Origin of the sequence: Xanthomonas dyei, from assembly GCF_002939865.1 — a bacterium.
In the GTDB taxonomy this organism is placed as follows: domain Bacteria; phylum Pseudomonadota; class Gammaproteobacteria; order Xanthomonadales; family Xanthomonadaceae; genus Xanthomonas; species Xanthomonas dyei.
This window is the reverse complement of record NZ_MDEE01000005.1, coordinates 21,154-47,581: the sequence shown is the minus strand read 5'-3', so window position 1 is coordinate 47,581 and position 26,428 is coordinate 21,154. Positions and strand designations below refer to the sequence as shown.

The window sequence follows — 26,428 nt, the reverse complement described above, 5'->3', positions numbered from 1 at the left end:
CGCGCCCCCGCGTGATGTGGCGACCCCCATGACCAATGCTGTGTTGTTGAACAATCTCGATCACCGCGATCTGCGCGTGATCACCGCCCATGGCGCCGCCTATGGCGATGACGTGATGTCGGCGGCGACGTTTCCGCAGGAATTCCGTCAGCTGCAGGGCCAGTACCCGATCGTGTTCCACCGCAACGACAGCGGGCGGTTTCAACCGCTGGCCCTGCTGGGATTACGCCTGGGCGAAAACCTGTTTCTGGATGGCGCGCGCTGGGATGCGCCGTATGTGCCACTGGCGATCCAGCGCCAACCGTTTCTGATCGGCCAGCAACCGGAGGGGCCGATGGTGCACGTGGATCTGGACAGCCCACGCATCAGCACCCAGGACGGCGAGCTGCTGTTCCGCGAACACGGCGGCACCACCGATTTTCTGTATCACATCAGCCAATTGCTGCGCACGCTGCACGATGGGCTGGCGGCGAGCGAGGCCTTCGTCGAGCGCCTGCTGCGCTACGAGTTGCTGGAACCATTCGTGTTCGAAGCGACCCTGGATAACGGCCTGGACTGCCGGCTGGCCGGCCTGCACACCGTGCACGAAGAACGCCTGCGCTCGCTCGGCAAGACGGCGCTGCTGGACCTGCACCGGCACGGCGATCTGGAGCCGCTGTACATGGCGGTGGCCTCGGTCGCGCAATTCCGCCACCTGCTCGAACGCCTGAATCGCCGCCATGCCGGTTGAGCCACGCGCCATCGACGAACGCCACGGCCTGGATCCGCAGCAGCTGGATCCTGCGCTGCTGCGTTCGACCACGCCGCTGGTCCTGCGCGGGCTGGTGCGCGACTGGCCGTTGGCCCGCGCCGGTGCGCAGTCCGCGCAGGCGGCCGCCGCGTATCTGCGTGGATTCGATCGCGGCGAAGCGGTGGTGGCGCAAGTCGGACCACCGGAGATCGGCGGGCGGTTCTTCTACAACGCGGACATGAGCGGCTTCAACTTCCGCCCCGAGCGCGTGCCACTGACGGTGGTGCTGGACACCTTGTTGCGCGACCTGCACAACGCGCAGCCGCCGGCAATCTATGTCGGCTCCACCACGCTGGACACCTACCTGCCCGGCCTGCGCGCGGCCAATCCCATCGTGCTACCGCAGGCCGATCCGCTGGCCAGCATCTGGATCGGCAACCGCACGCGGATCGCTGCACATCAGGACCTGCCGGACAACCTGGCCTGCGTGGTCGCCGGTCGCCGCCGCTTTACGTTGTTTCCGCCCGAGCAGTTGAGCAATCTGTACATCGGCCCGCTGGATCTGACCCCGGCCGGGCAGCCGGTCAGCCTGGTGGACATCGCCGCGCCGGACCTGCAGCGCTTTCCGCGCTATGCGCAGGCGCTGGAACATGCCGTGGTCGCCGAACTGGAACCAGGCGATGCGCTGTTCATTCCCAGCATGTGGTGGCACCACGTGGAAGCGCTGGAAAGCTTCAACGTGCTGGTCAATTTCTGGTGGCGGCAAAGCCCGGCCTACATGGATTCGCCGATGAACGCGCTGATGCTGGCGCTGCTCACCGTGCGCGACCTGCCGCCGGAACAACGCGCCACCTGGCAGGAGGTGTTCCGGCATTACGTGTTCGAAGCCGATGAGCGCACTGCCGCGCATGTGCCCGACGCAGCGCGCGGTGTGCTGGCCCCGATGGACGACAACCGTGCCCGCAGCCTGCGCGCGCGCTTGCTGCAACGCTTGAACCGCTGAGGACTGACGCATGTCGTACACCGCCCCCTTGGACCCCCAGCAGCGCCCGGTGCGGCGCGTGGTCATCGCCGGTGGCGGCACCGCCGGCTGGATGGCTGCCGCCGCACTGTCCAAGCTGCTGGGCCGGCAGTTGCAGATCACCTTGGTGGAGTCGGACGAGATCGGCACGGTGGGCGTGGGCGAAGCCACCATCCCCAGCCTTGTCACCTTCCACCGGCTGCTTGAGATCGACGAGGCGACCTTCATGGCTGCCACCCAGGCCACCTTCAAACTCGGCATCGGCTTCGAGCATTGGCGCGATGTGGACAAGCACTACATCCACTCCTTCGGCCACACCGGCACCGACCACTGGAGCGCGGGGTTCCACCACTTCTGGTTGAAGGGCCGCCAGCGCGGTGTGGCGCGCGACTTCGGCGACTACTGTCTGGAGTTGCGCGCCGCCCAGGAAGGCCGCTTTGCGCATCTGCCCAACGGTGGCATGAACTACGCCTACCACCTGGATGCGGGCCTGTATGCGCGCTTCCTGCGCCGCTTCAGCGAAGGCTTTGGCGTGCAACGCATCGAAGGGCGCATCGGCGAGGTGCAGACCGACCCGGATAGCGGCTATCTCACTGCGCTGACGCTACAGGACGGCACGCGCGTGGAAGGCGACCTGTTCATCGATTGCACCGGCTTTGCGGGGTTGCTGATCGGCAAGACGCTGGGCGTGGGCAGCGAGGATTGGTCGCGCTGGTTGTTTGCCGACAGCGCGCTGGCGGTGCAGACCGAATCGGTGGGCCCACCGTTGACCTATACGCGGTCGCGCGCGGATCAATCGGGCTGGATGTGGCGCATTCCGCTGCAGCACCGCGTGGGCAACGGCATCGTGTATTCCAGCCGGTATACCGATCAGGACAGCGCCCGGGCGGTGCTGGAGCGCAACCTGCAAGGGCGCGCGCTGACCGAACCGCGGGCGCTGCGCTTCACACCCAATCAGCGCCACCGGGTGTGGGAAAAGAACTGCGTCGCCTTGGGGTTGGCCAGCGGGTTTCTGGAGCCGATCGAGTCGACCAATATCCATCTGATCCAGCGCGGCATCGTCCGCTTGCTGCAGACCTTCCCGCAGACGATCAACGCGGTGGACATCGCCGAGTACAACCGCCAGGCGGCCGATGAAATCGCGCATATCCGCGATTTCGTGATCCTGCATTACCACGCCACCGATCGCCGCGACACGCCGTTCTGGCGCGACTGCGCAGCGATGGACATTCCCGATTCGCTGCGCCATCGCATGGAGCTGTTCCGCCGGAGCGGGCGCGTGTTCCATCAGGGCAACGAGTTGTTTGCAGAGAACTCGTGGGTGCAGGTGATGCTGGGCCAGGGCATCACCCCGCAGCAGCACCACCCGGTCGCCGACCTGATGGGCGATGCGGAGCTGGCCCATTTTCTGGAGCGCATCCGCCATCGCGTGGACGCGACCGTGGCCACGTTGCCGCCGCATGCGGACTTCCTGCGTCACCACTGCCCCGCCCCGCCGCTGCCCGACCCGGCCGCGCGCGCGCCGTTCGATGCGGCGCTGGCGGCCCCGGCGGGATGAATTTCGCATCCGGCTGCGGCAACCCTTGGCTTACACCGCCCCAGCAATGCTAGATTGCGGCATTGCCGTCCATTGCGGGAACAATGGCCGGCGCTCGCCGTAGCAACGTTATCTTTCGCACTCGGGGTAAGGGGGACGCATGTTGGATCTGACACAGGGCCGTATGGCACGCCGGATCGCGCCGGTCATTTTGCTGGTTGGCCTGGCTGCCTGCTCCAAGCAGGAAGACAAGGCCGCAACCACCGCGCCTGCCACCGGCGCCACGCCGGCCGCACCGGCTGCGGCACCGACGCCCGCCACTGCGGTGTCGCCGCAGGTGCAGTCGATGGCCGCCGACCAGTTGCGCGCATCGGCCACCAAGGCGCTGCAGGACAACCGCATGTACGCCCCGGCCGGCGACAACGCGGTGGAGTACTACCTGGCCCTGCGTGAGAAGCAGCCGCAGGACGCCACCGTCAACAGCGCGCTGACCGATCTGATGCCGTACACGCTGATCGCCGCCGAACAAGGCATCAGCCGCGAAGAGTTCCCCGAGGCGCAGCGCCTGATCGCGCTGATCGAAAAGGTCGACCCCAAGGCACCGGCACTGCCGCGCCTGAAGTCGGGCCTGGAGACGGGCATGAAGACCGCCGCCAACCGCTCCGAGCAGGACGCCGAACAGGCCAAGAAGTTGGTCGAGGACAAGGCCAAGCAGGCCGCCGAGCAGAAGCGCCTGGCCGAACAGCAGACCCGCGAAGCCGCCGCTGCCCAGCAGATTGCCGCCCAGCAGGAAGCCGCCCGCCAGCAGACCGCCGAGGCCGAGCGCCAGGCCGCTGCCCGCCGTCAGGCGGAGGCCCCTGCCCCCACCCCGGCCGCACCACGTCCGGCACCGGCAGCCGCCGCAGCAGCAGCGCCCGCTGCACAGTCGCTGCGTCCGATCAGCACCCCGGCACCGCGCTACCCACCCGAAGCGCTGCGCGCCGGCACCTCCGGCGAAGTGCTGGTGGAGCTCACGGTCGGTACCGATGGCTCGATCACCGCCTCCCGCGTGCTCCGCGCCAACCCGCCGCGCGTGTTCGATCGCGAAGCGCTCAACGCCGTGAAGCGCTGGCGCTTCGAGCCGGTTGCCGCACCGGTCACCACCCGCCGCACGCTGTCGTTCAATCCGGGCGGTTGAGCCCGCGCTGGGGAAGGCGTCGCTACTTGCCGACGCGACCCTGGATCCCACGCCTATCGATACCGGCGCGCTGCACTAGGAGCGCGCCGGTATCGGCACGGGACGTTGCGGGATCGGAGATCGCCCGCACCGCGTTTAATACCGCAGCCGACGCGCTCTTCCGCACTTCGCCGCTGCTGATTGACGCAATAACTATTGGAAATGCAAAAGCCCGCAGCGCTGCGGGCTTTTGCGTTGTGGAACGTGTGTGGCTGCACGTGGATGTCCGACAGCAACTTCAATCAACGAGAGTGTTACTGGCGCTTGCTGGCCGTACCCTCATCCGGCGCTACGCGCCACCTTCTCCCGATGGGAGAAGGGAGCTGCTTGGCGCTGTGTGAGAAGAGAGCTACTTCGTTCAATGTGAGAACGAAGCAGCACCTGTCGATGACAGAGGAAACTGCTTGGCTCGATCAGAAACGCCGCGACTGCCATCGCAAGCCACCGATCACGTTGCCGCGCATGCCCCTCTCCCGTCGGGAGAGGGGGTGGGGTGAGGGTAAGGCGTCACCAAATCCGCGTAGCAACCAGCCGATCAGTAACCTCACCAGCCATGCCAACCGAACAGCCAGTCGTTCGCCATCATGTGCGTGCCGTCATCCACTCGCTACGCACGACGCACCAAGAGCGACTAACAACACGTAACGAACAGCTGTCAGGTGGGTGCGAACGGCCCGCCCATAACCGGAGTGTGCGACTAGCCCACCCCGATTTCAGGCAACGGCCGTGCCCGCCTGGTGGCCACGCCGTAGTTGTATTGGCCGCTCTAAACCAAACGCACCACGCGCAAACCATCGCTGCCACTGCACGCTTGTCGAGCCACTTACCCCGAAATCGCCAAGCGCTCCTGGTGATAGCGACGTACCGCCGCATACCACAACAGCCCAGCCACGCCGAAGCCGGCCAGCAGATACACCGCCCAGGTCTGCGCGTTGATGGGTTCGTGGCGGATCACCTTGAGCAACATCTGGTTCTGCGCCAAAAACGGCACCGCAAAATGCCACAGCTGCGTCTTCAGCGGATACGCCATCAATGCGTAGCCGGGCAGCATCGGCAACAGCAGCAACCAGGTCATGTGCGCCTGCGCTTCCTTCATGCTTTTGGCCGCGGCGGCCAGATAGGTCAGCAGCGAGGTACCGACAAACAGCATCGGCACCAGGATGAAGAGCATCTGCAGCATCGGCACGAAACCCACATTGAGCTGGCGCCCCAGATTGGACGAGGACAACTGCGCGCTCAATTTGAAGGCCAGCAAGGTGAGCAACAACGACACCATGCCGATCACGCAGGCGGCAGTGATCTTGCCGCTGACAATCGCACTGCGTGGTGCCGGCGTGGCCAGCAACGGCTCCAGCGATTGGCGCTCACGCTCGCCGGCGGTGGCGTCCAGAATCAACGACGCGCCGCCCAGGAACGAGGTGATCACCAGCAGCACCGGCAACAGCATCGCCATCATCTGCCCGCGCTTGGCTTCGGCAGTGGCCAGGTCCTGCGCGGCGATTTCCAGTGGCCGGCTCACCTGCGCATCGATGCCACGCGCCAACAGACGCAATGCGCCGACCTGCTGGCTGTAGCCGCTCAATGCTGCCTGCAAGCGCAGGCTGGGCACGTCGGCCTCGCGGCGGGTGCTGTCCTTGATGATTTCCACCAGCGCCGGACGGCCTTCGCGCCAATCGTCGGCATAGCTGTCGCTGATACGCAGCGCCACGTCCACATCCTGGTTGCGAATGGCCGTCGTCAGGTCGGCTGGCGCATCCACGGCGTTGAGTCCTTGCGCGGCCAGAAACCGCACCAGATTGGGTGCGTGTTCGCGGCCGAGCGTGGGGATGTCCAGCGGCTTGTCGATCTGCGTGCGCACGCGGCTTTCGCTCAAGACGCCCATGCCCAGGATCAGGATCGGATATAGCAATGGCGACAGCAGCAACGCCAATGCCAGGGTGCGGCGGTCCCGCGAGATGTCGCGCAGTTCCTTGCGCAGCACCGTCCACCACGTGGCCAACAGGGAGCGCTTGCTCATGCGTGCAGTCCTTCTTCCGAGCCGATCGCCTTGACAAAGGCATCTTCCAGGTTGTCTTCACCGGTGGCGGCGCGCAGTTCGTCGGCGCTGCCGGACGCCACCACCGTGCCCTTGGCGATGATGACGATGCGATCGCACAGCGCCGCCACCTCTTGCATGATGTGACTGGAAAAGATCACGCAGCGCCCTTCCGCGCGCAGCTGCTGCAGGAAGCCACGCATCGCGCGCGTGGTCATCACATCCAGGCCATTGGTGGGCTCGTCCAGAATCACGTTGCGCGGGTCGTGCACCAGCGCGCGTGCAATGGCGGTCTTGGTGCGCTGGCCCTGGCTGAAGCCTTCGGTCTGGCGGTCGAGAATATCGTCCATGTCCAATGCGCTGGACAACACACGCGTGCGCTCGGCGATCTGGCTGCGCGACATGCCGTGCAACTCGCCGAAATAGGCGATGTTCTCGCGTGCGCTCAAACGCTTGTACACGCCGCGCGCATCCGGCAACACGCCCAGCGCACGGCGTACCGTGACCGGGTCGCGCGCGGCGTCCACGCCATCCACGGTGACGCGCCCCTGGTCCGGCGACATCAAGGTGTAGAGCATGCGCAAGGTGGTGGTCTTGCCCGCGCCATTGGGGCCGAGCAAGCCGGTGACCTGGCCGTCGGCGGCGCTGAAACTGACCCCATCGACCGCCTTTACCAGCCCGCTCTTGGTCTTGAACGACTTGTGCAGATTCTCGACGACGATCATGCGTGCGCCTCCGTGGCGTGGTCGATGCGGCTCATGGTTCCCACCCGTTGAACGAGGTGAACGCAGGCACGTTGTTGAGGTTGGCCACGCAGCTGGCATCCAGCGCCTTGGCGTCGGTGGTTTCCATGAACTGGGCCATCAGCTTCGGCATGCAGCCCAGCGCCATCACGCTATGACCTTGCCCGGGTGCGACCAGATGGCGTCCATGCGGTAGGCCCTTGAGCACCGTTTCGGCATAGCGCGGTGGCGTGACCGGGTCCAGTTGCCCCGACAGCAGCAGCGCAGGCACCTGCGAGCGCAGCGGTGCGGTGAAGTCCACAGCACGCTTGCCGGTGGGCCACACCGGGCATGCGGCAAACACACTGCGAGGCACGTCCTCGCTAAGCAGCAGTGCCTGATGCTCCGGTGCCGGGCGATAGCGGTCGGCATCTTCGGCGCAGACCACCGACCACTGCATCGGCTGGTTGATCTGCATGTCCATATGCGACAACGCCATTAGCGGGGCGTAATGGCCGGCGGCCGCTTCATCCAGCACCAATGGCAGCAAGGCAGCGCTTTGCGGTGCGTAGGAGAAGGTGAACGCCAGGCCGACCACCGCATCGGCTGTGACCCGGTCGCGCCTGATGGCGTTGGTGCGCAGGTCGCGGTACTCCACCTGCGGCGAGTCGGTCTTCAACCGCTCCATGACGGTGCGCAATTGCGTGCGGACGTCGGTGGGAAAGCGCGTGCGACAGGCCGGGATGGCGCGGCACTGTTCGGCCTGCAACATCAGCGCATCTTCGAAGGTACGCGCGAACTCGCCGCTGATGACCAGGTCGCTGGGCGCAACGCCGTCGAGGACGATCGCACGCGTCTGCGCCGGAAAGCGCTTGGCGTACTGTTGCGCCACACGCGTGCCGTACGACACACCGACCAGATCGATCCGTTGCGCGCCCAACGCGGCCCTGACCGCATCCAGATCCCCGATCGCTTCGGCCGTGGTGTAGTAGCGCGGATCGGCGTGGCGCTCCAGTTCTTGTGCGCACTGACGCGCATAGGCGGTGAGCTGTTCCGGGCTGGATGCCATGTCCGCCTGCAAGGGCTTGCCGTCCGCGGTCTCGCAACGCAGTGGGTGCGATCCGCCAGTGCCGCGTTGATCGACCAGGAAGATGTCGCGCTTTTTGCGCACTTCGCGCAAGGCAGCGGCAGCAATGGCAGACACCTCGGTTGCCGACTGACCTGGGCCACCGGCAATGAAAAACACCGGGTCCGCCGCGCTGCCCGCACCGGCGTCGCTTTCCAGCCAGGCGATCTTCAACGCGATGCTGCGGCCCTTGGGGGCGGCCGGATTTTCCGGCACGGGCAGGCTGGCGCACTGCGCTTCGATATTGCCCGCCGCGCTGCCGGAACTCAACGTGCACGGTGCAAATTGCAGGCTGCCATAGCGATTGCCGGCCGCAGTGTCTGTCTGCGTGTTTGTCGTGCGCGGCTGCGCGGCGCCGGCCGCGGATGTGCCGGCGTTGCCGGCAGCGGGCGCCTGTGCGCGCTGGCATCCTGCGGCCAGCAGCGCGACTAGCACGGCGGCGGCCACATTCAGTTGTTTCAGCATGTCCATCCTCTCCTGGTGCCCATTGCCTGACGTTGCCGACGGTCGTTGTGACCACCGCAACTACTGATCATCGTCATACAGAAACACGTGCTCGATCGGCTCGCCGAACAAGCGTGCGATGCGAAACGCCAACGGCAGGCTGGGATCGTATTTGCCGGTCTCCAGCGCATTGATGGTTTGCCGCGATACGCCCAACTGCTCGGCCAACTCGCCTTGCGACCAGCCGCTGGCTTCGCGCAATGCACGTACCCGACTCTTCATTGATAGCGGCGTGCATTGATGGCCTTGGTGAGGCCATAGGTGATGCACAGCACCGGAAACACCCAGATCATCGCCGCCGCTGCCGGCACCGCGATCAGCTGCGCCGATTGCAGGAAGCCGGCAGTCATGTACGCCATGCTCACCACACCCGCGGCAATGGCGATCGATTCCAGCTCGATGCGGCGCTGCATTTCATCCGAATCACGCACAAAACGCGCCACCGCACGGACCACGAACATCAGCAGCAGCGCGGGTAGCAATGCGATCAGGACGCGGATCCAGTTGGCGTCCACGCTGGCCAGCAGATGCCGCCAGCACAGCATCACCGCAACATAGCCCAGCATCGGCGGCGCGAACTCCATGCGGTAACGGTGCACCAGTGCCGGCGGCGCACTGTCGCGCAGGCTGTCGCGCGACAGGTGCAGCATCAGCGCCACCAGCAAACCACCCATGCCGACGCCGATCAGCAGCCCCTGCGCGTAATCGCTCACCTGCCACGGCAGCCAGCGCCGCAAGGCGCCCAGCAGAATCAGGACAACGCTACCCACCGGCAGTGCACGCAGTGCAGCTGTCTTCGCGCTCATCGTGCGTCCACCGGCATCGTGGATGCCTGCACGCGAATCGTTCGCCGCTGCAGGGCAGTGCAACTGGATTCGTGCAGCATCGCAGCACGGCAAGGCAATGCATGCACCGGCGACATGTTTGCGCTGTTGTTCACCCCACACCCCGTGTCAAGCTTCCTTGACAACCAGAGTGCGCGCAGATGTGCAACGTGTCAAGCGTCCTTGACATCGATATGGAGGGCAGATGCATGCGGTGACCGGCCATCACAGCGGATACCGCTGCGGGGATATTCCAAAGGCGCTAGGTCGGTACGCATAAGACGTCGCGCACACGACATAGAGCGATCATTCGCCTCCTATCCGTGCCACGTATAGAGGGGAATTGGCCAAGATGGTGTTACTCGCGCACTGAGATACCGCTCATTGTGGGCATCGCATGCCAGCACTGCGGCATTAGCGAACGCTGCCTAAGGTTTTGGAAAGCGCCAAGCGCAGCACCGCGCACCTTCGTGGCAAGACGTGCGCCAAACGACCAAAGGCTTGAGCATGACCGCTTTGACTTTAGCGCAGCGAAAAAAACACGGTGCTCACCGCCAGGCGGGCGCGGCCGGTGCTCGGTGCGGCATGGTCCACGCGTACACGCCGGTTTTGAGCGCGCCGTTCACACCCACTGACGACTGCTCGCTACGTGGTGTTAGCCATTCTTCATCGTTTGCAAAAACAGTGCGGGTGGATGGAACCTCTGTTCCATCCACCCGCAATATGGCGCCTTGTATTAAAGCTTTACGAAGTTCTGTGCAGAGAGCGAGCCGAAAGGCAGCGATGCAAGCGTCCCGCCGACATCGAGCGATCCGAGGTCGACCGGCGCAAAGCCCATCGCGTCGATGAGCGCGTGCACCTCGGCCTTAGCGGCAGCGTCGTCCCCGGAATAGAACAGCACGCGCTTGCCGCCGGCTACTTCCGGTTCGGCCAGGACGTTGACGTCGAGGTGATTGAACGCTTTGACAACCCTCGCCCCTGGCACGAAGTGCTTGAACACCTCGCTCGAGTGCTTGCCCGCCAGATCCACGGCCTTGATGCCGTAGGCCGCCAGTGGATTGCTGGGATCGTTGGCATCCGCAGAAGCCGGGTCGATAAACTCCACTGGATTGGTGCCATCGATCACGATGCGCCCATTCCACGCTGGCAGGCCAGTCATGACGTTCTCGGCATCGACCCAGCGTACCGCGGCGATCACGATGTCGGCGCTCGCCGCTTCGGCAGCGGTGACTGCGGTAATCGAAGGGCCAAGCTCATCGACCAGCGCAGCGAGCGAAGCCGGTCCACGGCTGTTTGAAATCGATGCTGCAATCCCTTTTTTGGCGAGTGCACGTGCGACGTTGGCGCCAAGCGCGCCAGAACCAATAATGCCGATGCTCATGATCTATTCCTGTTGATGTGATTGAAGTTGAGGGGTTCTAAAGTGAGAGAGGTTGCCAGCACCCCAAAACACTGGCGGCTCTGATGTCGACGTAATCCATCGAAATATATATGTGTCGCCGACTTATCGACATTTAAGCTGAAAAATTACAGGACCAGAGGAATCGAGAAGTTTCCCAGCCGAGCGACGTCGGTGGCCACATCTGCGATGGTGGTTTTTCCGAGTTCGCCTTCAAGTGCTTTGCGCGCTCGGGTCAATGTCGGTTCAAGCGCGGCCAGGATGTTACCGCCCACCGCACAACTCTTGCAGGGCGGCGTCCGATGCACTGCAAACAGCTCCGTATCCTCCACCGCCGCATAGACATCGAGCAGTTTGATCTGCTTGGCCGGTTTGGCCAGCATCGCGCCACCGCCGGCGCCAAGTTGCGAACGCGTCAGCCCTGCCTCGCTGAGGCGCGACAGCAGGCCACGGATGACCACAGCACCGGTATTGGCCGAATACGCCAAGTCCTCCGAACGCATCGGCGTGCCATCGCCCACTGCAAGCGCAGTCAGGATATGGGTGGCGACGGCGAAACGGCTGCTGGTGGGCATGGGTTGAAGTGGATCTAGTGAATGTGTGTAACAAACACTAATACATATAGTTGAGCGTGTCCATCTTTTTGTTCGATCTCTGCCTGTCTGGGCGCCATTCGACGCACCAACCGCCCAATGCCCCGCTAGTCCGGGAGGTCCGTGGCGACCTGCCGGCCCCTGGTGCAATGCTTCAGACGCTCGATCATCCAGCGGCCTGCAGGGCCCGGCGGCGCGCTCAGGCGGTAGATCGCCGAGATGGGCATCTGATATCCCCCCACCGGCGTGGCCTCGATCGGAAGCACGACAAGCCGTCCTTCGGCGATGTCGTTGGAAACCGCGTGAAACGGCATGCCGCCCCACCCCAGACCACTGAGAAGAAAAGCATGCTTGGCAAACAGGTCCGCCAACCGCCAGGTCAGCGGAGACAGCACCCCGAACTCCTGCCCTTCCGAGATGCTGGAGCGGTCCGTCAATACCAGTTGCACATGCTTGGCGAGCTCCTCGCGCGGGATCGGCCCGTCATAAGCGGCAAGCGGGTGATGACTGGCTGCCACGCTGACAAAGTCGATCGTGGCAATTTGTTCCGACTCCAGGCCACTGGGCAATATCTGCAAGGACCCGACAACACCAAAGCTGGCGCGGCCATCGACCACCGGCTGCATCGCGCCGCCAAGCGCCTCGACAAATAACCGCAGCGGCGTGTCCGGAAACTGGACACGAAATTCGTGCGCGGCTTCTGCCATGGCGATGATCGGGAAAAAAACGTCGATCACTGCGACAAGCTCAGACTCCAGGCCGCCGGATATCCCTTTCGCCCTGGCTTTGAGATTCTCGACGCCTGCGATGATGGATCTTGCATCCGAGAGCAGCACCTTCCCTTCCGGGGTCAGCTTGGGATATCGGCCCTGCCGATCGAACAGGAGGACGCCGAGCTGCCGTTCAAGATTATTCATCGTTTCCGAGATGGCGGACTGCGTGCGTCGAAGGCGTCTGCCTGCCGATGAAAAACTGCCTTCTTCGGCTGCGGCGATAAAAGTTCTTAGTTGATCGAGCGATAGACCATCCAGCATGTCGGCGCCTTATGTGATTTTTGCTTACCCGCCCATCCAACGGATTAAACGATGGATCGCATCGAAAAATACAGGCTTGTTGGCAGTAACACGCAGGTGTCAGCATCGCCGTCACACCTTCACAAGCCACTCTCGATGATCGATCGCAACGACGCTGGAAGCACCGGCACAGATCTACCGCAGCCCCGTTCCAATGCGGTAGACGTCATCGATGCATCAGGTGCTTCATACGACCTGATCATCGTGGGTGGCGGGTCCGCCGGCGCCGTATTGGCCAACCGTCTGAGTGCCGATGCATCGCGTCGCGTGCTGTTGATCGAGGCAGGCGTGGCCTATGCACCGAACGCGTATCCGGACGCAGCACGGCGCCAGGATCTGGTGGGCGGCGATCCACAACACGACTGGGGCTTTCAATCGGAGCCTGGCCTGCTCGGCAGGCGCATGCCACTCAATCGCGGCAAGGTGCTGGGAGGCTCGTCCGCGATCAATGGCGCAGTGGCGATGCGGTTGCCGAAGTCTGACCACGACCGCTGGGCCCGGGAACACGATCTGGCGGCACTGAGCTGGGACGCCACACAGCCGTTCTACCAGTCGCTGGAGCGTACCTCCGGGACCGGTGGGACTGGCCATGACGGTCCGTTTCCCGTGCATCAGCTTGGCGACGAAGAAGTGTCAGACCAGCACCGCGCCTTCATTGCCTCCGCCGTCGCTGCAGGCCATGAGCGCTCGGCCGGGTTTGCGACCGCGCACCCACTGGGCGTCGGTCCCTATGTCATGAACACCCGCATGGGCGTGCGGCTCACCACTGGCATGACCCTGCTGAGCGAGGCGGTGCGTACCCGCGCCAACCTGACCATCCGCGACCAGGTGCTGGTCGATGCCGTCGTGCTGGAAGGTACGCGCGCCACCGGAGTCCGGCTGGCCAGTGGCGAGGTGATCAGCGCTGATGCAGTCGTTCTATCGGCAGGCACCTACGCCAGTCCTGCGATCCTGATGCGCTCGGGGATCGGCCCTGCCGACACGCTGCGTAACCTCGGCATCGATGTGGTGGCCGATCTGCCGGTGGGCCGTCGCCTGCAGGACCATCCGCTGGTTCCGACCGTGTGGTCGATTAAGAAGGAAGCCGTCGGCCTGCCGTATCCGCCCATCGGCGCCATGCTGTGGACGCGATCGCAGCATGCCGTCGGGGATGAGGCCGACCTCAACATCAGCACTGCAGCGCTGCCCGACGATGGGCAGTCATCCGACAACGCCATGTTCCTGCTATTTGCAGCGCTGGTGCGCCCGCGATCGGTCGGCTCTGTGACCATCGCCAGCCGCGACCCGCAGGCGCCACCGATCATCGATCTGGGTTTCCTCAGCGACGCAGGCGATCGGGAGCGCTTGATCGACGGCGTGCAATTGATCCGGAACATCGCACGGCACACGCCGTTTGCAGATGTGGTCGGCGGCGAGCTCGCGCCGGGTGCAGCTGTGAGCGATCGCGCCGCGCTGGATGCCACCCTGCCTGCCAGCGTGGCGACCTACCAACATCCAACCTCCACTGTGCCGATGGGAGGCGAGCGTGACCCGACTGCCGTGGTCGACATCGATGGCCGCGTTCGCGGGATTGAGGGATTGCGTGTTGTCGATGCATCGATCTGGCCCGACGTGCCTTCGGTCGCGACAGCATTCCCGACCATGATGCTGGCCGAACGTATCGCCTCCAACTGGATCTGGCCAAACGCCTGACCACACCACCAACCCACCGGAGCAACGCATGAACACACCAGGCACCCACACCGCAGTCCAACTTCTACAACGCACCTTGGACACGTTTCTCGCCAAGAATATGAAAGGTTGGTCCGAACTCTGCGATGAGAACGTGGTCGTTGAGTTCCCGTTCGCACCCGATGTGTCGTCCAGAAAACTGGTAGGTCGCGCCGCCATTTACGAGTACCTGCGCAATTACCCGAACGTGATCGACGTCAAGACCATCCCGAGCCTGAAGATCCATGCCACCGACGATCCCAACGTGGCCATCGCCGAGTGGAGTGCGTCGGGCACGGTCATCTCCAACGGCAACCCGTATGAAATGAGCTATGCCACGGTGGCGACGTTCAAGAATGGCCTGGTGGTCAATTACCGCGAATACTGGAATCCGATGGCGTTTCTGGCAGCACTGAGCGACGCAAAGTTCTAAGCGTGATCGGTTGGGGAGCGGCCCCGGTGGCGCCTGCGGTCAAGGCCGCACGTGGCAAACCGCGACTTAGCGCTGGGTAGATTGTCGCAAGGCTTCTCGCTCGACCAGCATGTCCACAAATGCGCGGACCTTGGTCGGGCGATAACGGGCAGCAGGAAATACCGCATGGATACCGCCCGAAGGCAGGTGCCAATGCGGCAGTACTTCAATCAGGCGCCCTGCAGTGAGGTCCGCTGCCACTACATAGTCTGGAAGCACGGACAAGCCGGCGCCCTGGCACACCGCTTCGCGCACCGCCATCGTGGCATCCAGAAAAATGGATGCCTGCACGTGTACCACCTGGGTCTGTCGCTGGTCCGACGAGAAGGTCCACCGCAAATGATCACGCAACGCCGTATTGGCGACAAAGGGCAGCGAGAGGATGTCGGCCGGGCTATCGAGCGTTGCGAGCTCTGCTGCCATGGATGCGGGAGCGACAAGCAGTTGGCGGAAGGTGCCAATTTTTCGCGCTTGCTCGCTTGTTTCGGCCAGCCATCCGACCCGGATGGCAACTTCGATATGACTGGACATCAAATCCAGCGTTTGGTCGCTGAGCACCGCATCCACCTTGCACAGGGGATAGCGCTTGGTGAATGCAGCGATCGCAGGCACCACCACGCCCACGCCATAGTCGAACGGTGCGGTGAGCCGCAACATCCCCGACGGCTCGGCGGATCGATCGGCCAAGCCGTCAAACGCATGCTCGGCCTCGCGCAGAATCGATGCGCAGCGCGCGTAGAACTCCTGCCCCACTTCGGTGGGTTGCACTTTACGCGTGGTGCGCACCAGCAGAGAGGTTCGGAACTCGCGTTCCAGCCGAGCCACTTGTTGGCTCACTACCGCCTTGGTGATGCCCAGGCGCTCGGCCGCAGCGGTGAACGAGCCGGTGTCCACCACGGCGACGAAGTACGCCAGGCGGCGGAGATTGCCGAGGTCGCCGGGTCCGTCCCCCGCTTGATTGGATGCTTTCAACATACGGCTCATTTACCACGTATGTGTTTATCGATCAATACCGCCCCCTAGGATGGACCCCACAGTCACGAGGAAAGCGCATGAACACCACCTTGCACTATCTGTTCGACCCACTTTGCGGCTGGTGCTATGGCGCAGCGTCGACCATTTCCGCACTGGCCACCGCGCCTGGCATCGCTGTTCAACTGCAGCCTTCCGGATTGTTCGCCGGCAAGGGTGCACGGACGATGGACGATCAATTCGCCGCGTTTGCCTGGGCGAACGATCAGCGCATCGAACATCTGACCGGGCAGCGTTTCACTGAGCGCTATCGCCAGCAGGTTCTCGGCGATCGCCAGCACCCCTTCGACAGTGGTGCAGCCACATTGGCGCTGACCGCGGTCTCCCTGGTGGCACCGACACAGCAACTGACAACGCTGACGGCCATTCAACAAGCCCGTTACGTCGACGGGAAAGACGTGACCACCACTGCCGGGCTGGTCGGGCTTCTAGAAGACCTGCACCTTGCGGACGCCGCCACACGGCTGGCGCAGGCAGATGCTGAGCTTCTCGCCGTGAATCGGACGCGCATTGAAAGTGCGCAAGCGCTGATGCGTGAGTTCGGCGTCCAAGGCGTACCGACGTTCATCGCAGAATCCGGTGGGAAGCGCTGGCAGATCGATGCACATGCCGCCTACACCGATCCAAGCGCATTCGTACGTCAACTTCAGGCCGCTTGAAAACACCGTTGCATCTTTCCAAAAGGAACCAACCATGACGACACGCAGAGACCTCATGAAAACCATTGCCGTGGCAGGTATCGCCTCAGCCCTCCCCGCCGTCAACACTGCAATCGCCGCACAGGCGCCTTTAAAGCTGCAGCATTTTCCTGCAGGCGAAAACGGGTTTTTTCGCGCGCCGGTCCTGATCTCCGGCACGCGCGAAGCGGTGCTGATCGATGGCGGCTTCACGTTACCCGATGGCAAGGCGCTGGCTGATGCAATCAAGGCCAATGGCAAGACGCTGACCACCATTTACGTCAGCCAAAGCGACCCTGACTATTACTTCAGCCTGGGCCCGATCAAGGCCGCGTTTCCGGATGCACGCATCATCGCCGCATCTGCGACCGTTGCGGCCATCAAGCGCAGCGTCGAAAAAAAGCTTGCGACCTGGGGTCCCCAGCTCAAGGAGAACGGGCCGCAGACACTTGCAGACATCGTCATGCCGGACGCATTCGATGGCAACGCGATCCCGCTGGAAGGCCAATCCATCGCCATTGTCGATGCAGACGGTCTGGCCAACCGCCGTTACCTCGCACTCACATCGCTCGATGCGATCTTCGGTGGCGTGCTGGTGTTCTCTGGCGTGCACGTCTGGACGGCCGACACGCCGAGTGCGGAAGGACGTAAGGCATGGATCAAGACACTCGATGCGATGGCGGCCCGCAAACCGGCGCTGGTGATTCCTGGACATATGGCACCGGGCGCGGCGACCGACGTGTCGGCGATCCACTACACGCGCGACTATTTGTTGGCATTCGAAGAAGAACTGGGCAAGGCGTCCAATAGCGCCGCGCTCATCGACGCCATGACCAAGCGCTATCCGGGAGCCGGCATGGGCACGGCACTGCAGATCGGTGCGAAAGTCGCCAAGGGCGAGATGAAGTGGGGTTGATCCGATGAAGACCAATCTGGACATCATCCGGGCCACCTATGAAGGCTCTTCCGAAGAAAACGGCAAGCACCTAGCCGCAGCGCTAGCGCCTGAGGCCACCTGGACAGAGGCGGCAGGCTTCCCTTACGCGGGGACCTATACCGGTCCAGCAGAAGTCTTCGAACAGGTGTTTCATCGGCTGGCGACCGAGTGGGTGGGCTACAAGGCCGAGGTCCACACGTACTTGGCCGACAAGGACTACGTCGCAGCATTTGGCGCGTATTCCGGCACCTACGCAAAGACCGGGAAATTCATGCGCGCAACCTTCGCGCATCTGTATCGGCTCAAGGACGGCAAGATCCAGAGCATGGAGCAGTATGTCGATAGCTTGATGGTTCACCAGGCGATCGCAGTCGCCGAAGAACCGCAGGGTTAGCAGCAGATTTGCGGACGTGGTAGCGCAGGCAGTGGTCTTGACGATGTCTGGCATCGTCAAGACCACGTTCGAAAGCCCACGACCGATTGCAGCGGCGCGCCCGAGTCAGCCAGATTGCATTGGCCAAGTGGTCCACACCGGGGATCGCGATGATGCAGAGCAGCTAACAACGCGACTGTGCGCATCGCCAAGCGGGTGCGGCCGATGCTCGGTGTGGCATGGACCATGCGTCCACTCCGGTACCCTACGCGCCGCCCCCCGACGACTGCTCGCTAGGTTTTATTGGCTGCTCTTAGCTGCTCGTGCGGCGTGGCGAAGTCGATCAGCTGCGACAGGGCTCCGGCGGTGGTCGCTCGAAGGTGCGCCCCCTGCTGCCAAGCATTTTTTCTGCCAAGCGTGCTGGGACAACCCGCACTCACACACCATCGCACCGCGCTGCTGCAATGGCGGCGCCGCTGCTCGCCTCATGCAACGGATGCGATCGCTAACGAACGCGACTGCGGTGTGTCATCGCAGGTGGAAATACCACAGCTGCTTGCGCAATCCAGCACACGCTTTCCGTTACTCTTGAGCGCCCGGCGACGGTCATCGGCAGAACGCCAGCGCGCGTCATCGCGCAGATGCGTTTTGCATCGACCGCTGCACACACCATCAGGAGAGACGATGCGGTTACCCACCTTGCTTGCGATGACATTGGCCTGCAGCACCGGGTTACCGGCGCTGGCGTACGCCGCCGCACCGCGCGACATTGCAGTGGATCTCTCCACCGCCGGAAAGCCGGTGGATCGCTTCGCCACGCTGTCGGTGGGCTCGGATTTTCCGGGCACGCTGATCCGCGCCCAGACGCAAGCGCATCTGGTGCCTGCTGTGCAGGAACTGGGATTTCGCTACATCCGCTTCCACGATGTCTTCCACGATGCGCTTGGCACCGTCAAAGAAGTGGACGGCAAGCTGGTGTACGACTGGACCAAGCTGGACCAGCTGTACGACGCATTGCTGGCCAAGCGTATTCGCCCGTTTGTCGAGCTGGGCTTTACTCCAAGCGCGATGAAAACCTCCGAGCAGACATTGTTCTACTGGAAGGGCAACACCTCGCATCCGGATCCGGCCAAGTGGACCCAGTTGATCGATGCGTATGTGCGGCACATCCGCGACCGCTACGGCGCCGATGAAGTACGGCAGTGGTATTTCGAGGTGTGGAACGAGCCGAATTTGAAGGACTTCTGGGAAAACGCCGACCAGCAGGCCTACTTCGATCTGTATGCCAACACCGCGCGCACCATCAAGGCGATCGACCCGCAGCTGCGCGTCGGCGGCCCGTCCACTGCCGGCGCGGACTGGGTGCCGGAGCTGCTGGCCTTCGTTGCCAAGAACACACTCCCCATCGATTTCGTCACCACGCATACCTATGGCGTGGACGGCGGTTTTCTCGATGAAGACGGCAAGCAGGACGTCAAGCTGTCCGCATCGCCGGATGCCATCGTGGGCGATGTGCGTCGCGTGCATGCGCAGATCGAGGCATCGGCGTTTCCGCAGTTGCCGCTGTATTTCACCGAGTGGAGCAGCAGCTACACGCCGCGCGATTATGTCCACGACAGCTATATCAGTGCGCCCTACATCCTGACCAAACTCAAGCAGGTGCAGGGACTGGTGCAGGGCATGAGCTACTGGACCTATACCGATCTGTTCGAAGAACCCGGCCCGCCGCCGACGCCGTTCCATGGCGGGTTCGGGCTGATGAATCGCGAAGGCATTCGCAAGCCGGCATGGTTTGCCTACAAATATTTGAACGCGCTGCAGGGCCGCGAGATTCCGCTGGCCGATGCGCATGCGCTGGCAGCGGTGGATGGCAAGCGCATCGCCGCGCTGGTGTGGGATTGGCAGCAGCCGGTGCAGGCGGTGAGCAATACGCCGTTCTATACCAAGCTGGTGGCCGCCACCGAGAGCGCACCGCTGCAGTTGCGCATGACCAACGTGCCCGCAGGCAACTACACCTTGCAGGTGCGCAAGACCGGCTACCGGCGCAACGACCCGCTGTCGCTGTACATCGACATGGGCCTGCCCAAGGCGTTGAACCCGACACAGCTGACCCAGCTGCAGCAGGCCACGCGCGACACGCCCGAGCAGGACACACGCATCCGTGTCGGCGCCGATGGCCTGGCGGAGGTCAATGTGCCGATGCGTAGCAACGATGTGGTGCTGGTGACCTTGCAGCCGCGCTGAGCGATGCACCGCCGATGCTGCCAGCCACGTCATCGCCGTGGCTGCAGCGCGCAGGGATGGGCGCTGCGATTGGCGCCGGTGCCCAGGCAATCCGCGTCACGATATCAGGCCAGCAGCGGCGTCACTTGAGATAGGTCTTGAGGATGGCGGCGACATCGTCGACCGCCAGCTCCCGGTCGCCCAGCGTATCCGGCGCGGCCACGTGATGCTTGAGATGCTCGCTGAGCAACTCGACCATCAACCCCTGCGCCGCACCACGGAACGCGGCGACCTGGGTCAACAGCGCGGTGCAGTCCACGTCCTGCGCCAAGGCTTTCTCGAGCCCTTCCACCTGCCCGCGGATCCTGCGCACGCGCGCCAGGAGCCTGGATTTGTCGTGGTTTAGATGTGACATTACCCTATACCCCATGGGGGTATCTCAGATACCCTATGGGGGTATCGTAGCCAGAGCTCATACCGATGTCGATCACGCACACCGCGACCCACTGCGCGCAGTCGCACCGCTTTGCCAGCAGCAACCCGCTGGCCGAGCGCAGTACCCGCAAGGCGGTGATCCTGACCGTGGCCATGATGGTGGTGGAGATCGTCGGCGGTTGGACACTCAATTCCATGGCGCTGCTCGCCGATGGCTGGCATATGAGCTCGCATGCGCTCGCGTTGGGGTTGGCGTTGTTCGCCTACCGCTTTGCGCGGCGGCATGCCAGCGACGTGCGCTTTACCTTCGGCACCTGGAAGGTCGAGGTGCTTGGCGGCTATACAAGTGCGATGCTGTTGCTGGGCGTGGCCGGCCTGATGGCCTTCCAGTCGGTGGAACGGCTGTTTTCGCCTAAGCCCATTCACTATCAGGAAGCCACGGTCATCGCGGTCATCGGCCTGCTGGTGAATCTGGTCTGTGCGTGGTGGTTACGCGACTCGCATGCGCACGGGCACGATCACAGCCATGGGCATGAGCACGCGCATCATGGTCATGGTCATGGTCACGCGCATGGTGAGCATGCTCACCACCACGACGGTCACGCCGATCTGAATCTACGTGCCGCGTATCTGCACGTGGTCGCCGATGCCGCCACCTCGGTGCTGGCGATCGTGGCCTTGGTCGCCGGCATGCATTGGGGGGTGACGTGGCTGGACCCGATCATGGGCATCGTCGGCGCGGTACTGGTCACCGTGTGGGCCTGGGGGCTGCTGCGCAGTACCGGCCGCGTGCTGCTGGATGCGGAAATGGACGCGCCAGTGGTCGCGGAAGTCAGGCAGGTCATTGCCGAGCTTGCGCATGCGATCACCATCGCCGACCTGCATGTGTGGCGCGTCGGCAGCGATCGCTATGCCTGCGTGCTCAGCCTGGTGACTGACGCAGACATCGATGCGGACCTGGTCCGCGCTGCGTTGCAGATCCACGAAGAACTGGTGCACATCACGGTCGAGCTGCAACGCCCGCCACTGCACACTGCGCGGGCATAGCCTCGCGCGTGTGCAACCGCAGGCACGCTGCATGACGGGGCAGCGCGCCTGCGGTTGCCGGCGCCATCGCGGCGGCGCCGGCGGTCCTCAGGTCTTTGCCGGTGGCGGACTGACGTATTTTTCGCGGCGGATCTGCGCATTCGGCAGACCGGCAGCCTTCAGCGCCTCGACGCAGGTATCCACCATGTCCGGGTTGCCGCACAGGTAGGCGATATCGGTCTGCGCATCGGGCGCGAATTCGGGCAGATGCTGCTGCACATAGCCGTGCCGCACATCGGCATGCGGCGAGTCAGGCAGCGCGCGCGACAGGCACGGCACGTAGCGGAACTGCGGGTGCGCGTCGGCAAACGCGCGGAAATCCTCGCCGTACAGCAGCTCGGCCGGGGTGCGCGCGCCCTGCAGCAGGACCACCTGCACGCCACGGCTGGCGATCGCCTCGGCCAGCAACGGCAGCATCGACCGGTACGGGGTGACCCCGGTGCCGGTGGCGATCAGCACATAGCGCTGGTTGGCATCGCCCGGCGGCAGGCAGAAACGCCCGTAGGGGCCGCTGGCCTGCAGCTGGTCGCCGATCTGCAGGCCTTCGAACAGCGCGGTGGCCGAGCCGCCGGGCACGAAGCTCACCGCGATATCCACTGCCTCGCCCGGGCCAAACGCGTGATCGTGGATGGTCGCCAGCGAATAGCTGCGCTTGGTCGGGGTGCCGTCGGCGCCGTTGAAGTGGATCTGGATGAACTGCCCGGGCTGGAAATCCAGCGGCTGCCCGTCATCACGCACGAACTGGCAGTGGGCCACGGTGGGCGCAATCATGCGCCGGTCGACAAGTTTGAGGGGGAATTGAACGGACACGAACGTATTTGGGACAGTCTGTGATCGGGGCGAACCCCCACGGGCTTCTATAATAACGGTCTGCAACTCGCTGCGCCGGCATCCTGGCGCGAAGGACCATCTTGAATTCACCCTCTCCCAGTGCGCCCGCCTTGCGCGTGTGCGATCTGCGCAAGACCTACGACAACGGCACCCAGGCGCTCAAGGGCGTGTCGCTGGACGTGGTTCCGGGCGACTTCTTCGCCCTGCTCGGCCCCAATGGCGCGGGCAAGTCCACCTTGATCGGCATCATCAGCTCGCTGGTGAACCTGTCCGGCGGGCAGGTGGAAGTGTTCGGCACCGATCTGGTCGCCCATCGCAGCGAGGCGATGCGCCTGATCGGCCTGGTGCCGCAGGAAGTCAACTTCAACCTGTTCGAAAAGCCCTTCGACATCCTGGTCAACTACGCCGGTTTCTACGGCATGCCGCGTGCGGAAGCCGAGCGTCTGGCCGAAGTGGAGCTGCGCCGCGCGCACCTGTGGGAAAAGGCCCAGGTGATGAGTCGCACGCTGTCCGGCGGCATGAAACGGCGGTTGATGATCGCCCGCGCCATGATGACCCAGCCGCGGCTGCTGATCCTGGACGAGCCCACCGCCGGCGTGGATATCGAGATCCGCCGCGACATGTGGCGCGTGCTGAAAGAGATCAACGCCGCCGGCACCACCATCATCCTGACCACGCATTACCTGGAAGAAGCCGAGCACCTGTGCCGCAACCTGGCCATCATCAACCACGGCCAGATCGTCACCCAGGGGCCGATGCGCGAGCTGCTGGCCAAGCTCGACGTGGAAGGTTTTCTGTTCGATATCGACGGCGACCTGCCCACGCAGCTGCCGGCGATCGAAGGCACCACGCTCACCGCCATCGACAGCCACACGCTGGATCTGGACATGCCGCGCGCGATGGACCTCAACCGCGTGTTCGCCGCGCTAGGCGATGCCGGCATCCGGGTGCGTTCGATGCGCACCAAGAGCAACCGGCTGGAAGAATTGTTCGTTCGTTTGACCGGCCCCGGTGAGACCCTCGCCGACCCGGCTCCTGCTGCAGCGGCGCCCGTGCGCCCGGCAGGTCACCCATGAGTTTCCCGGAGCCTTCGATGTCCGCTGTTCCCGCAACACCCCGCCAACGCAACTGGATCGCGCTAGGCACCATCGTGCGCCGCGAAGTGCAGCGCATCCTGCGCATCTGGGGCCAGACCCTGGTGCCGCCAGCCATCACCATGACGCTGTACTTTTTGATCTTCGGCGGGCTGATCGGCTCGCGCGTGGGCGACATGGGCGGCTACACCTACATGCAGTTCATCGTGCCCGGCCTGGTGATGATGAGCGTGATCCAGAACAGCTACGGCAACATTTCATCGAGCTTCTTCGGCGCCAAGTTCGGCCGCCATGTGGAAGAGCTGCTGGTCAGCCCGATGCCCAACTGGGTGATCCTGTGGGGTTATGTGTCCGGCGCGGTGCTGCGCGGGGTGATGGTCGGTGCGCTGGTGCTGGTCATCGCCATGTTCTTCACCCACGTGCGCATCCCGCATCCGTTGGTGACGCTGACCACCGTGCTGCTGGGCGCGATCATCTTTTCGCTGGCCGGCTTCGTCAACGCGGTATACGCCAAGAAGTTCGACGACGTGGCGATCGTGCCCACCTTCATCCTGACCCCGCTGACCTACCTGGGCGGCGTGTTCTATTCGGTGAAGTTGCTGCCCGGCTGGGCCGAGGCGGCCACGCATGCCAACCCGATCTTCTACATGGTCAACGCCTTCCGCTACGGCCTGCTCGGCAGCTCCGACGTGCCGATCTGGGTGGCCTACGCGCTGATGCTGGGCTTTGTCGCGGTACTCAGCGCGCTGGCGCTGTGGCTGCTGCGCCGTGGCGTGGGGTTGCGGAGCTGAGAGTGCAGTTCAGCGACTACATCGTGTTCGTGGATGAGAGCGGTGACCATGGGATGGCCAACATCGATTCGGCCTTCCCGTTGTTCGTGCTGTCTTGCTGCCTGATCAGTAAACGCGATTACATGGCTGCAGTGGTACCGGCGATTCAACGGATCAAGTTTGCGACGTTCGGCCACGATGCCGTGGTGCTGCACGAACGTGAGATACGCCGGGATATCGGGCCGTTTTCGCTGTTGCGTGATCGCGACAAGAAGCAGGCGTTTATCGATGCTCTGACCGATGCATTGGCCTCCGCGCCGATGACGGTTTTTGCCGCTGTCATCGACAAACGTCGTCTTCAGGATCGCCAGCATCGCCAGCGCGGCGAAAATCCGTACGAAATCTCGATGCGTTTCTGCCTTGAGCGGATGTACTACAAGCTCAGCAAGCAGGGCCAGGTTGCGCAACGCGGCGCGCCGTTGATCACGCACGTGCTGTGCGAGGCGCGTGGACATAACGAAGATCAGGACCTGGAATTGGCATTTCGCCGGATTTGCGGCGGCGACAATTTTTCTGGTGTCGAACTGCCATTCGATCCGGTGATCTGCGACAAGAAAAGCAACGCGATCGGACTGCAGCTGGTTGATCTGGTCGCACGTCCAATCGGCATGCGGCAGTTGCGGCCCGACCAACCCAATCGCGCGTGGGATGTCATCGAGCAGAAGCTAGACAAGGATGCATCTGGCCGTTATCTCGGCTACGGGTTGAAGTGCTACCCGTAAAAACAAAAGGCTCCGGCGATTCCGCCAGAGCCTGATGCCGACCGAGAATCCCCGATCCGGTTGGGATTTTACCACCCTGCCCTGACACGCTCCAACCATCAAGCTGAACGGAGATTTTGATGCATATCCTCATCCTTGGCGCTGGCGGCACCGGCGGCTATTTCGGCGGACGGCTGGCGCAGGCCGGCGTGGACGTCACCTTCCTGGTGCGCGATGCGCGGGCGGCGCAGTTGCAGGCCGAGGGATTGCGCATCCGCAGCCCGCTGGGCGATGCGGATCTGCAGGTGGCGCATGTCACCGCCGCTGCCTTGCCGGCGCTGGTGGCGCAGCAGCCGTTCGACCTGGTGATCCTCAGCTGCAAGGCTTACGACCTGGACAGCGCGCTCGATGCGATTGCACCGGCCGTGGGCGAGCACACCACGGTGCTGCCGATCCTCAACGGCCTGCGCCATTACGCGGCGCTGGACGAGCGCTTCGGCGCGGCGCGGGTGCTGGGCGGGCTGTGCTTCATCAGCGCGACCAAGGGCGAGCATGGCGAGATCCTGCATCTGGGCAAGCCGGCGGCGCTCACCTTTGGCGAGCGCGATGGCAGCGCAGACTCGGCGCGCGTGCAGGCGTTTGCCGCAGCGTGCACGCAGGCGGGTATCGATCATGTGGCCAGTACGCAGATCGCGCAGGAGCAGTGGATCAAGTACAGCTTCCTCACTGCGCTGGCGGCGGCTACCTGCCTGATGCGCGCCCCGATCGGCGCGATCGTGGCCACCGACGACGGGCGAGCGTTGATCAACGGCCTGTACAACGAATGTCTGTGGGCGGCCGATGCGGCCGGACAACCGATTCCGGAAGGCGCACGCGCCAAGGCGTTGCAGACGTTGTTGCAGGTGGACTCGCCGTTGAAGGCGTCGATGCTGCGCGACCTGGAAGCCGGCCAGGAGGTGGAAGCAGCGCAGATCGTTGGCGACATGCTCAAGCGCGTGCGCGAGACCGGTCGCAATGGACCGCTGCTAATGGCCGCCAATGTGCATCTACAGGCGTATCAGGTGCTGCGGCATAGCTGAGAAGGTGGCAGGCAACGGTGCGCGGGCTGCGCATGTGCGCCGTCCCCCCATCCGCCCTTCGGGCACCTTCCCCCGCAGGCGGGGGAAGGGAGCGGGACCAAGAATGCCGGTCGCTACACGGCACTGGGCCGATGGCCTGCGTCTCCAGTTGCTCCGGCACGTCCCTTC

At 63.8% G+C, this 26,428-nt stretch carries 26 protein-coding genes and 3 other RNA genes; 17 read left to right on the top strand and 12 right to left on the bottom strand.

The window, feature by feature from the left end; translation table 11 throughout:
- Positions 1–28: 28 nt before the first annotated feature.
- The 4 genes from XdyCFBP7245_RS05665 to XdyCFBP7245_RS05650 all read left to right on the top strand — a co-directional run bounded on the left by XdyCFBP7245_RS05665 (position 29) and on the right by XdyCFBP7245_RS05650 (position 4,465).
- A complete protein-coding gene (locus XdyCFBP7245_RS05665) occupies positions 29–730 on the top strand; it encodes a SapC family protein (protein ID WP_170068535.1) in 702 nt (233 codons plus the stop codon).
- Positions 720–1,733: a cupin-like domain-containing protein gene (locus XdyCFBP7245_RS05660; protein WP_104614779.1), complete on the top strand. Its 1,014-nt coding sequence runs from the start codon at positions 720–722 to the stop codon at positions 1,731–1,733. The genes XdyCFBP7245_RS05665 and XdyCFBP7245_RS05660 overlap by 11 nt, the downstream gene beginning before the upstream one ends.
- Positions 1,734–1,743: 10 nt before the next feature.
- Positions 1,744–3,309, top strand: a complete 1,566-nt coding sequence (locus XdyCFBP7245_RS05655; RefSeq protein ID WP_104614778.1) for a tryptophan halogenase family protein — start codon at positions 1,744–1,746, stop codon at positions 3,307–3,309.
- Between the two features lie 139 nt (positions 3,310–3,448).
- A complete protein-coding gene (locus tag XdyCFBP7245_RS05650) occupies positions 3,449–4,465 on the top strand; it encodes an energy transducer TonB (RefSeq protein WP_104614777.1) in 1,017 nt (338 codons plus the stop codon).
- Between the two features lie 668 nt (positions 4,466–5,133).
- On the opposite strand, the gene XdyCFBP7245_RS05645 is transcribed toward XdyCFBP7245_RS05650, so the two are convergent.
- The 6 genes from XdyCFBP7245_RS05645 to XdyCFBP7245_RS05620 all read right to left on the bottom strand — a co-directional run bounded on the left by XdyCFBP7245_RS05645 (position 5,134) and on the right by XdyCFBP7245_RS05620 (position 9,697).
- Positions 5,134–5,210, bottom strand: a non-coding RNA gene (locus XdyCFBP7245_RS05645) — sX9 sRNA.
- A 117-nt stretch (positions 5,211–5,327) separates the two neighbouring features.
- Positions 5,328–6,521, bottom strand: a complete 1,194-nt coding sequence (locus XdyCFBP7245_RS05640) for an ABC transporter permease (RefSeq protein WP_104614776.1) — start codon at positions 6,519–6,521, stop codon at positions 5,328–5,330.
- Positions 6,518–7,264 (bottom strand): ABC transporter ATP-binding protein, encoded by a 747-nt coding sequence (locus tag XdyCFBP7245_RS05635; RefSeq protein WP_104614775.1) that lies wholly within the window; start codon positions 7,262–7,264, stop codon positions 6,518–6,520. Before XdyCFBP7245_RS05635 ends, XdyCFBP7245_RS05640 begins: the two co-directional genes overlap by 4 nt.
- A gap of 31 nt (positions 7,265–7,295) precedes the next feature.
- On the bottom strand, positions 7,296–8,858 hold the full coding sequence (locus XdyCFBP7245_RS05630) for an alpha/beta hydrolase (RefSeq protein WP_104614774.1): 1,563 nt from the start codon (positions 8,856–8,858) through the stop codon (positions 7,296–7,298).
- A gap of 54 nt (positions 8,859–8,912) precedes the next feature.
- Entirely contained in the window at positions 8,913–9,113 is a 201-nt protein-coding gene (locus tag XdyCFBP7245_RS05625; RefSeq protein ID WP_055847119.1) for a helix-turn-helix transcriptional regulator, read from the bottom strand.
- Positions 9,110–9,697 carry a hypothetical protein gene (locus XdyCFBP7245_RS05620; protein ID WP_104614856.1) on the bottom strand — a complete coding sequence of 196 codons (588 nt, stop codon included), beginning with the start codon at positions 9,695–9,697 and terminating at the stop codon, positions 9,110–9,112. The genes XdyCFBP7245_RS05625 and XdyCFBP7245_RS05620 overlap by 4 nt, the downstream gene beginning before the upstream one ends.
- A gap of 603 nt (positions 9,698–10,300) precedes the next feature.
- Between XdyCFBP7245_RS05620 and XdyCFBP7245_RS05615 the strand changes: the two genes are divergently transcribed.
- Positions 10,301–10,376, top strand: a non-coding RNA gene (locus tag XdyCFBP7245_RS05615) — sX9 sRNA.
- A gap of 75 nt (positions 10,377–10,451) precedes the next feature.
- Here the strand turns inward: XdyCFBP7245_RS05615 and XdyCFBP7245_RS05610 are convergent.
- From XdyCFBP7245_RS05610 to XdyCFBP7245_RS05600, 3 genes are all read right to left on the bottom strand, one after another.
- Complete coding sequence (locus XdyCFBP7245_RS05610; protein WP_104614773.1) at positions 10,452–11,096, bottom strand: NADPH-dependent F420 reductase; 645 nt, start codon at positions 11,094–11,096, stop codon at positions 10,452–10,454.
- Between the two features lie 146 nt (positions 11,097–11,242).
- Positions 11,243–11,689 (bottom strand): Rrf2 family transcriptional regulator, encoded by a 447-nt coding sequence (locus XdyCFBP7245_RS05605; RefSeq protein WP_104614772.1) that lies wholly within the window; start codon positions 11,687–11,689, stop codon positions 11,243–11,245.
- 125 nt (positions 11,690–11,814) lie between these two features.
- A complete protein-coding gene (locus XdyCFBP7245_RS05600; RefSeq protein WP_104614771.1) occupies positions 11,815–12,741 on the bottom strand; it encodes a LysR family transcriptional regulator in 927 nt (308 codons plus the stop codon).
- Between the two features lie 135 nt (positions 12,742–12,876).
- Between XdyCFBP7245_RS05600 and XdyCFBP7245_RS05595 the strand changes: the two genes are divergently transcribed.
- Together XdyCFBP7245_RS05595 and XdyCFBP7245_RS05590 are read left to right on the top strand one after the other, a co-directional pair.
- Entirely contained in the window at positions 12,877–14,472 is a 1,596-nt protein-coding gene (locus XdyCFBP7245_RS05595) for a GMC family oxidoreductase (protein WP_104614770.1), read from the top strand.
- Between the two features lie 28 nt (positions 14,473–14,500).
- Positions 14,501–14,923: a nuclear transport factor 2 family protein gene (locus XdyCFBP7245_RS05590; RefSeq protein WP_104614769.1), complete on the top strand. Its 423-nt coding sequence runs from the start codon at positions 14,501–14,503 to the stop codon at positions 14,921–14,923.
- A gap of 66 nt (positions 14,924–14,989) precedes the next feature.
- Here XdyCFBP7245_RS05590 and XdyCFBP7245_RS05585 read toward each other — a convergent pair whose 3' ends face one another.
- Positions 14,990–15,946 carry a LysR family transcriptional regulator gene (locus XdyCFBP7245_RS05585; protein ID WP_211287646.1) on the bottom strand — a complete coding sequence of 319 codons (957 nt, stop codon included), beginning with the start codon at positions 15,944–15,946 and terminating at the stop codon, positions 14,990–14,992.
- 68 nt (positions 15,947–16,014) lie between these two features.
- Between XdyCFBP7245_RS05585 and XdyCFBP7245_RS05580 the strand changes: the two genes are divergently transcribed.
- The 5 genes from XdyCFBP7245_RS05580 to XdyCFBP7245_RS05560 all read left to right on the top strand — a co-directional run bounded on the left by XdyCFBP7245_RS05580 (position 16,015) and on the right by XdyCFBP7245_RS05560 (position 20,225).
- Complete coding sequence (locus XdyCFBP7245_RS05580; protein ID WP_104614767.1) at positions 16,015–16,653, top strand: DsbA family protein; 639 nt, start codon at positions 16,015–16,017, stop codon at positions 16,651–16,653.
- Positions 16,574–17,587 (top strand): MBL fold metallo-hydrolase, encoded by a 1,014-nt coding sequence (locus XdyCFBP7245_RS05575; protein ID WP_244907770.1) that lies wholly within the window; start codon positions 16,574–16,576, stop codon positions 17,585–17,587. Before XdyCFBP7245_RS05580 ends, XdyCFBP7245_RS05575 begins: the two co-directional genes overlap by 80 nt.
- Positions 17,588–17,591: 4 nt before the next feature.
- Complete coding sequence (locus XdyCFBP7245_RS05570) at positions 17,592–18,002, top strand: nuclear transport factor 2 family protein (protein WP_104614765.1); 411 nt, start codon at positions 17,592–17,594, stop codon at positions 18,000–18,002.
- Between the two features lie 218 nt (positions 18,003–18,220).
- Positions 18,221–18,290: non-coding RNA, sX9 sRNA (locus tag XdyCFBP7245_RS05565), on the top strand.
- Between the two features lie 375 nt (positions 18,291–18,665).
- A complete protein-coding gene (locus XdyCFBP7245_RS05560; RefSeq protein ID WP_104614764.1) occupies positions 18,666–20,225 on the top strand; it encodes a GH39 family glycosyl hydrolase in 1,560 nt (519 codons plus the stop codon).
- Between the two features lie 121 nt (positions 20,226–20,346).
- Here the strand turns inward: XdyCFBP7245_RS05560 and XdyCFBP7245_RS05555 are convergent, their stop codons facing one another.
- Positions 20,347–20,619: a metal/formaldehyde-sensitive transcriptional repressor gene (locus XdyCFBP7245_RS05555; protein WP_104614763.1), complete on the bottom strand. Its 273-nt coding sequence runs from the start codon at positions 20,617–20,619 to the stop codon at positions 20,347–20,349.
- Between the two features lie 65 nt (positions 20,620–20,684).
- Between XdyCFBP7245_RS05555 and dmeF the strand changes: the two genes are divergently transcribed.
- Positions 20,685–21,686, top strand: coding sequence for a CDF family Co(II)/Ni(II) efflux transporter DmeF (gene dmeF / locus XdyCFBP7245_RS05550; protein WP_104614762.1), 1,002 nt, complete (start codon positions 20,685–20,687; stop codon positions 21,684–21,686).
- 87 nt (positions 21,687–21,773) lie between these two features.
- On the opposite strand, the gene XdyCFBP7245_RS05545 is transcribed toward dmeF, so the two are convergent.
- The gene (locus XdyCFBP7245_RS05545; protein WP_170068534.1) at positions 21,774–22,601 is read right to left on the bottom strand and encodes a ferredoxin--NADP reductase; all 828 of its coding nucleotides are present in this window, start codon (positions 22,599–22,601) and stop codon (positions 21,774–21,776) included.
- Positions 22,602–22,636: 35 nt separating this feature from the next.
- Here XdyCFBP7245_RS05545 and XdyCFBP7245_RS05540 point away from each other — a divergent pair, with 35 nt between their 5' ends.
- From XdyCFBP7245_RS05540 to panE, 4 genes are all read left to right on the top strand, one after another.
- Positions 22,637–23,632 carry an ABC transporter ATP-binding protein gene (locus XdyCFBP7245_RS05540; protein WP_104614760.1) on the top strand — a complete coding sequence of 332 codons (996 nt, stop codon included), beginning with the start codon at positions 22,637–22,639 and terminating at the stop codon, positions 23,630–23,632.
- On the top strand, positions 23,629–24,441 hold the full coding sequence (locus XdyCFBP7245_RS05535) for an ABC transporter permease (protein WP_211287645.1): 813 nt from the start codon (positions 23,629–23,631) through the stop codon (positions 24,439–24,441). The genes XdyCFBP7245_RS05540 and XdyCFBP7245_RS05535 overlap by 4 nt, the downstream gene beginning before the upstream one ends.
- Positions 24,405–25,202 carry a DUF3800 domain-containing protein gene (locus XdyCFBP7245_RS05530; RefSeq protein ID WP_104614758.1) on the top strand — a complete coding sequence of 266 codons (798 nt, stop codon included), beginning with the start codon at positions 24,405–24,407 and terminating at the stop codon, positions 25,200–25,202. Before XdyCFBP7245_RS05535 ends, XdyCFBP7245_RS05530 begins: the two co-directional genes overlap by 37 nt.
- A 119-nt stretch (positions 25,203–25,321) precedes the next feature.
- On the top strand, positions 25,322–26,260 hold the full coding sequence (gene panE, locus XdyCFBP7245_RS05525; protein WP_104614757.1) for a 2-dehydropantoate 2-reductase: 939 nt from the start codon (positions 25,322–25,324) through the stop codon (positions 26,258–26,260).
- The last annotated feature ends 168 nt before the right edge of the window (positions 26,261–26,428 follow it).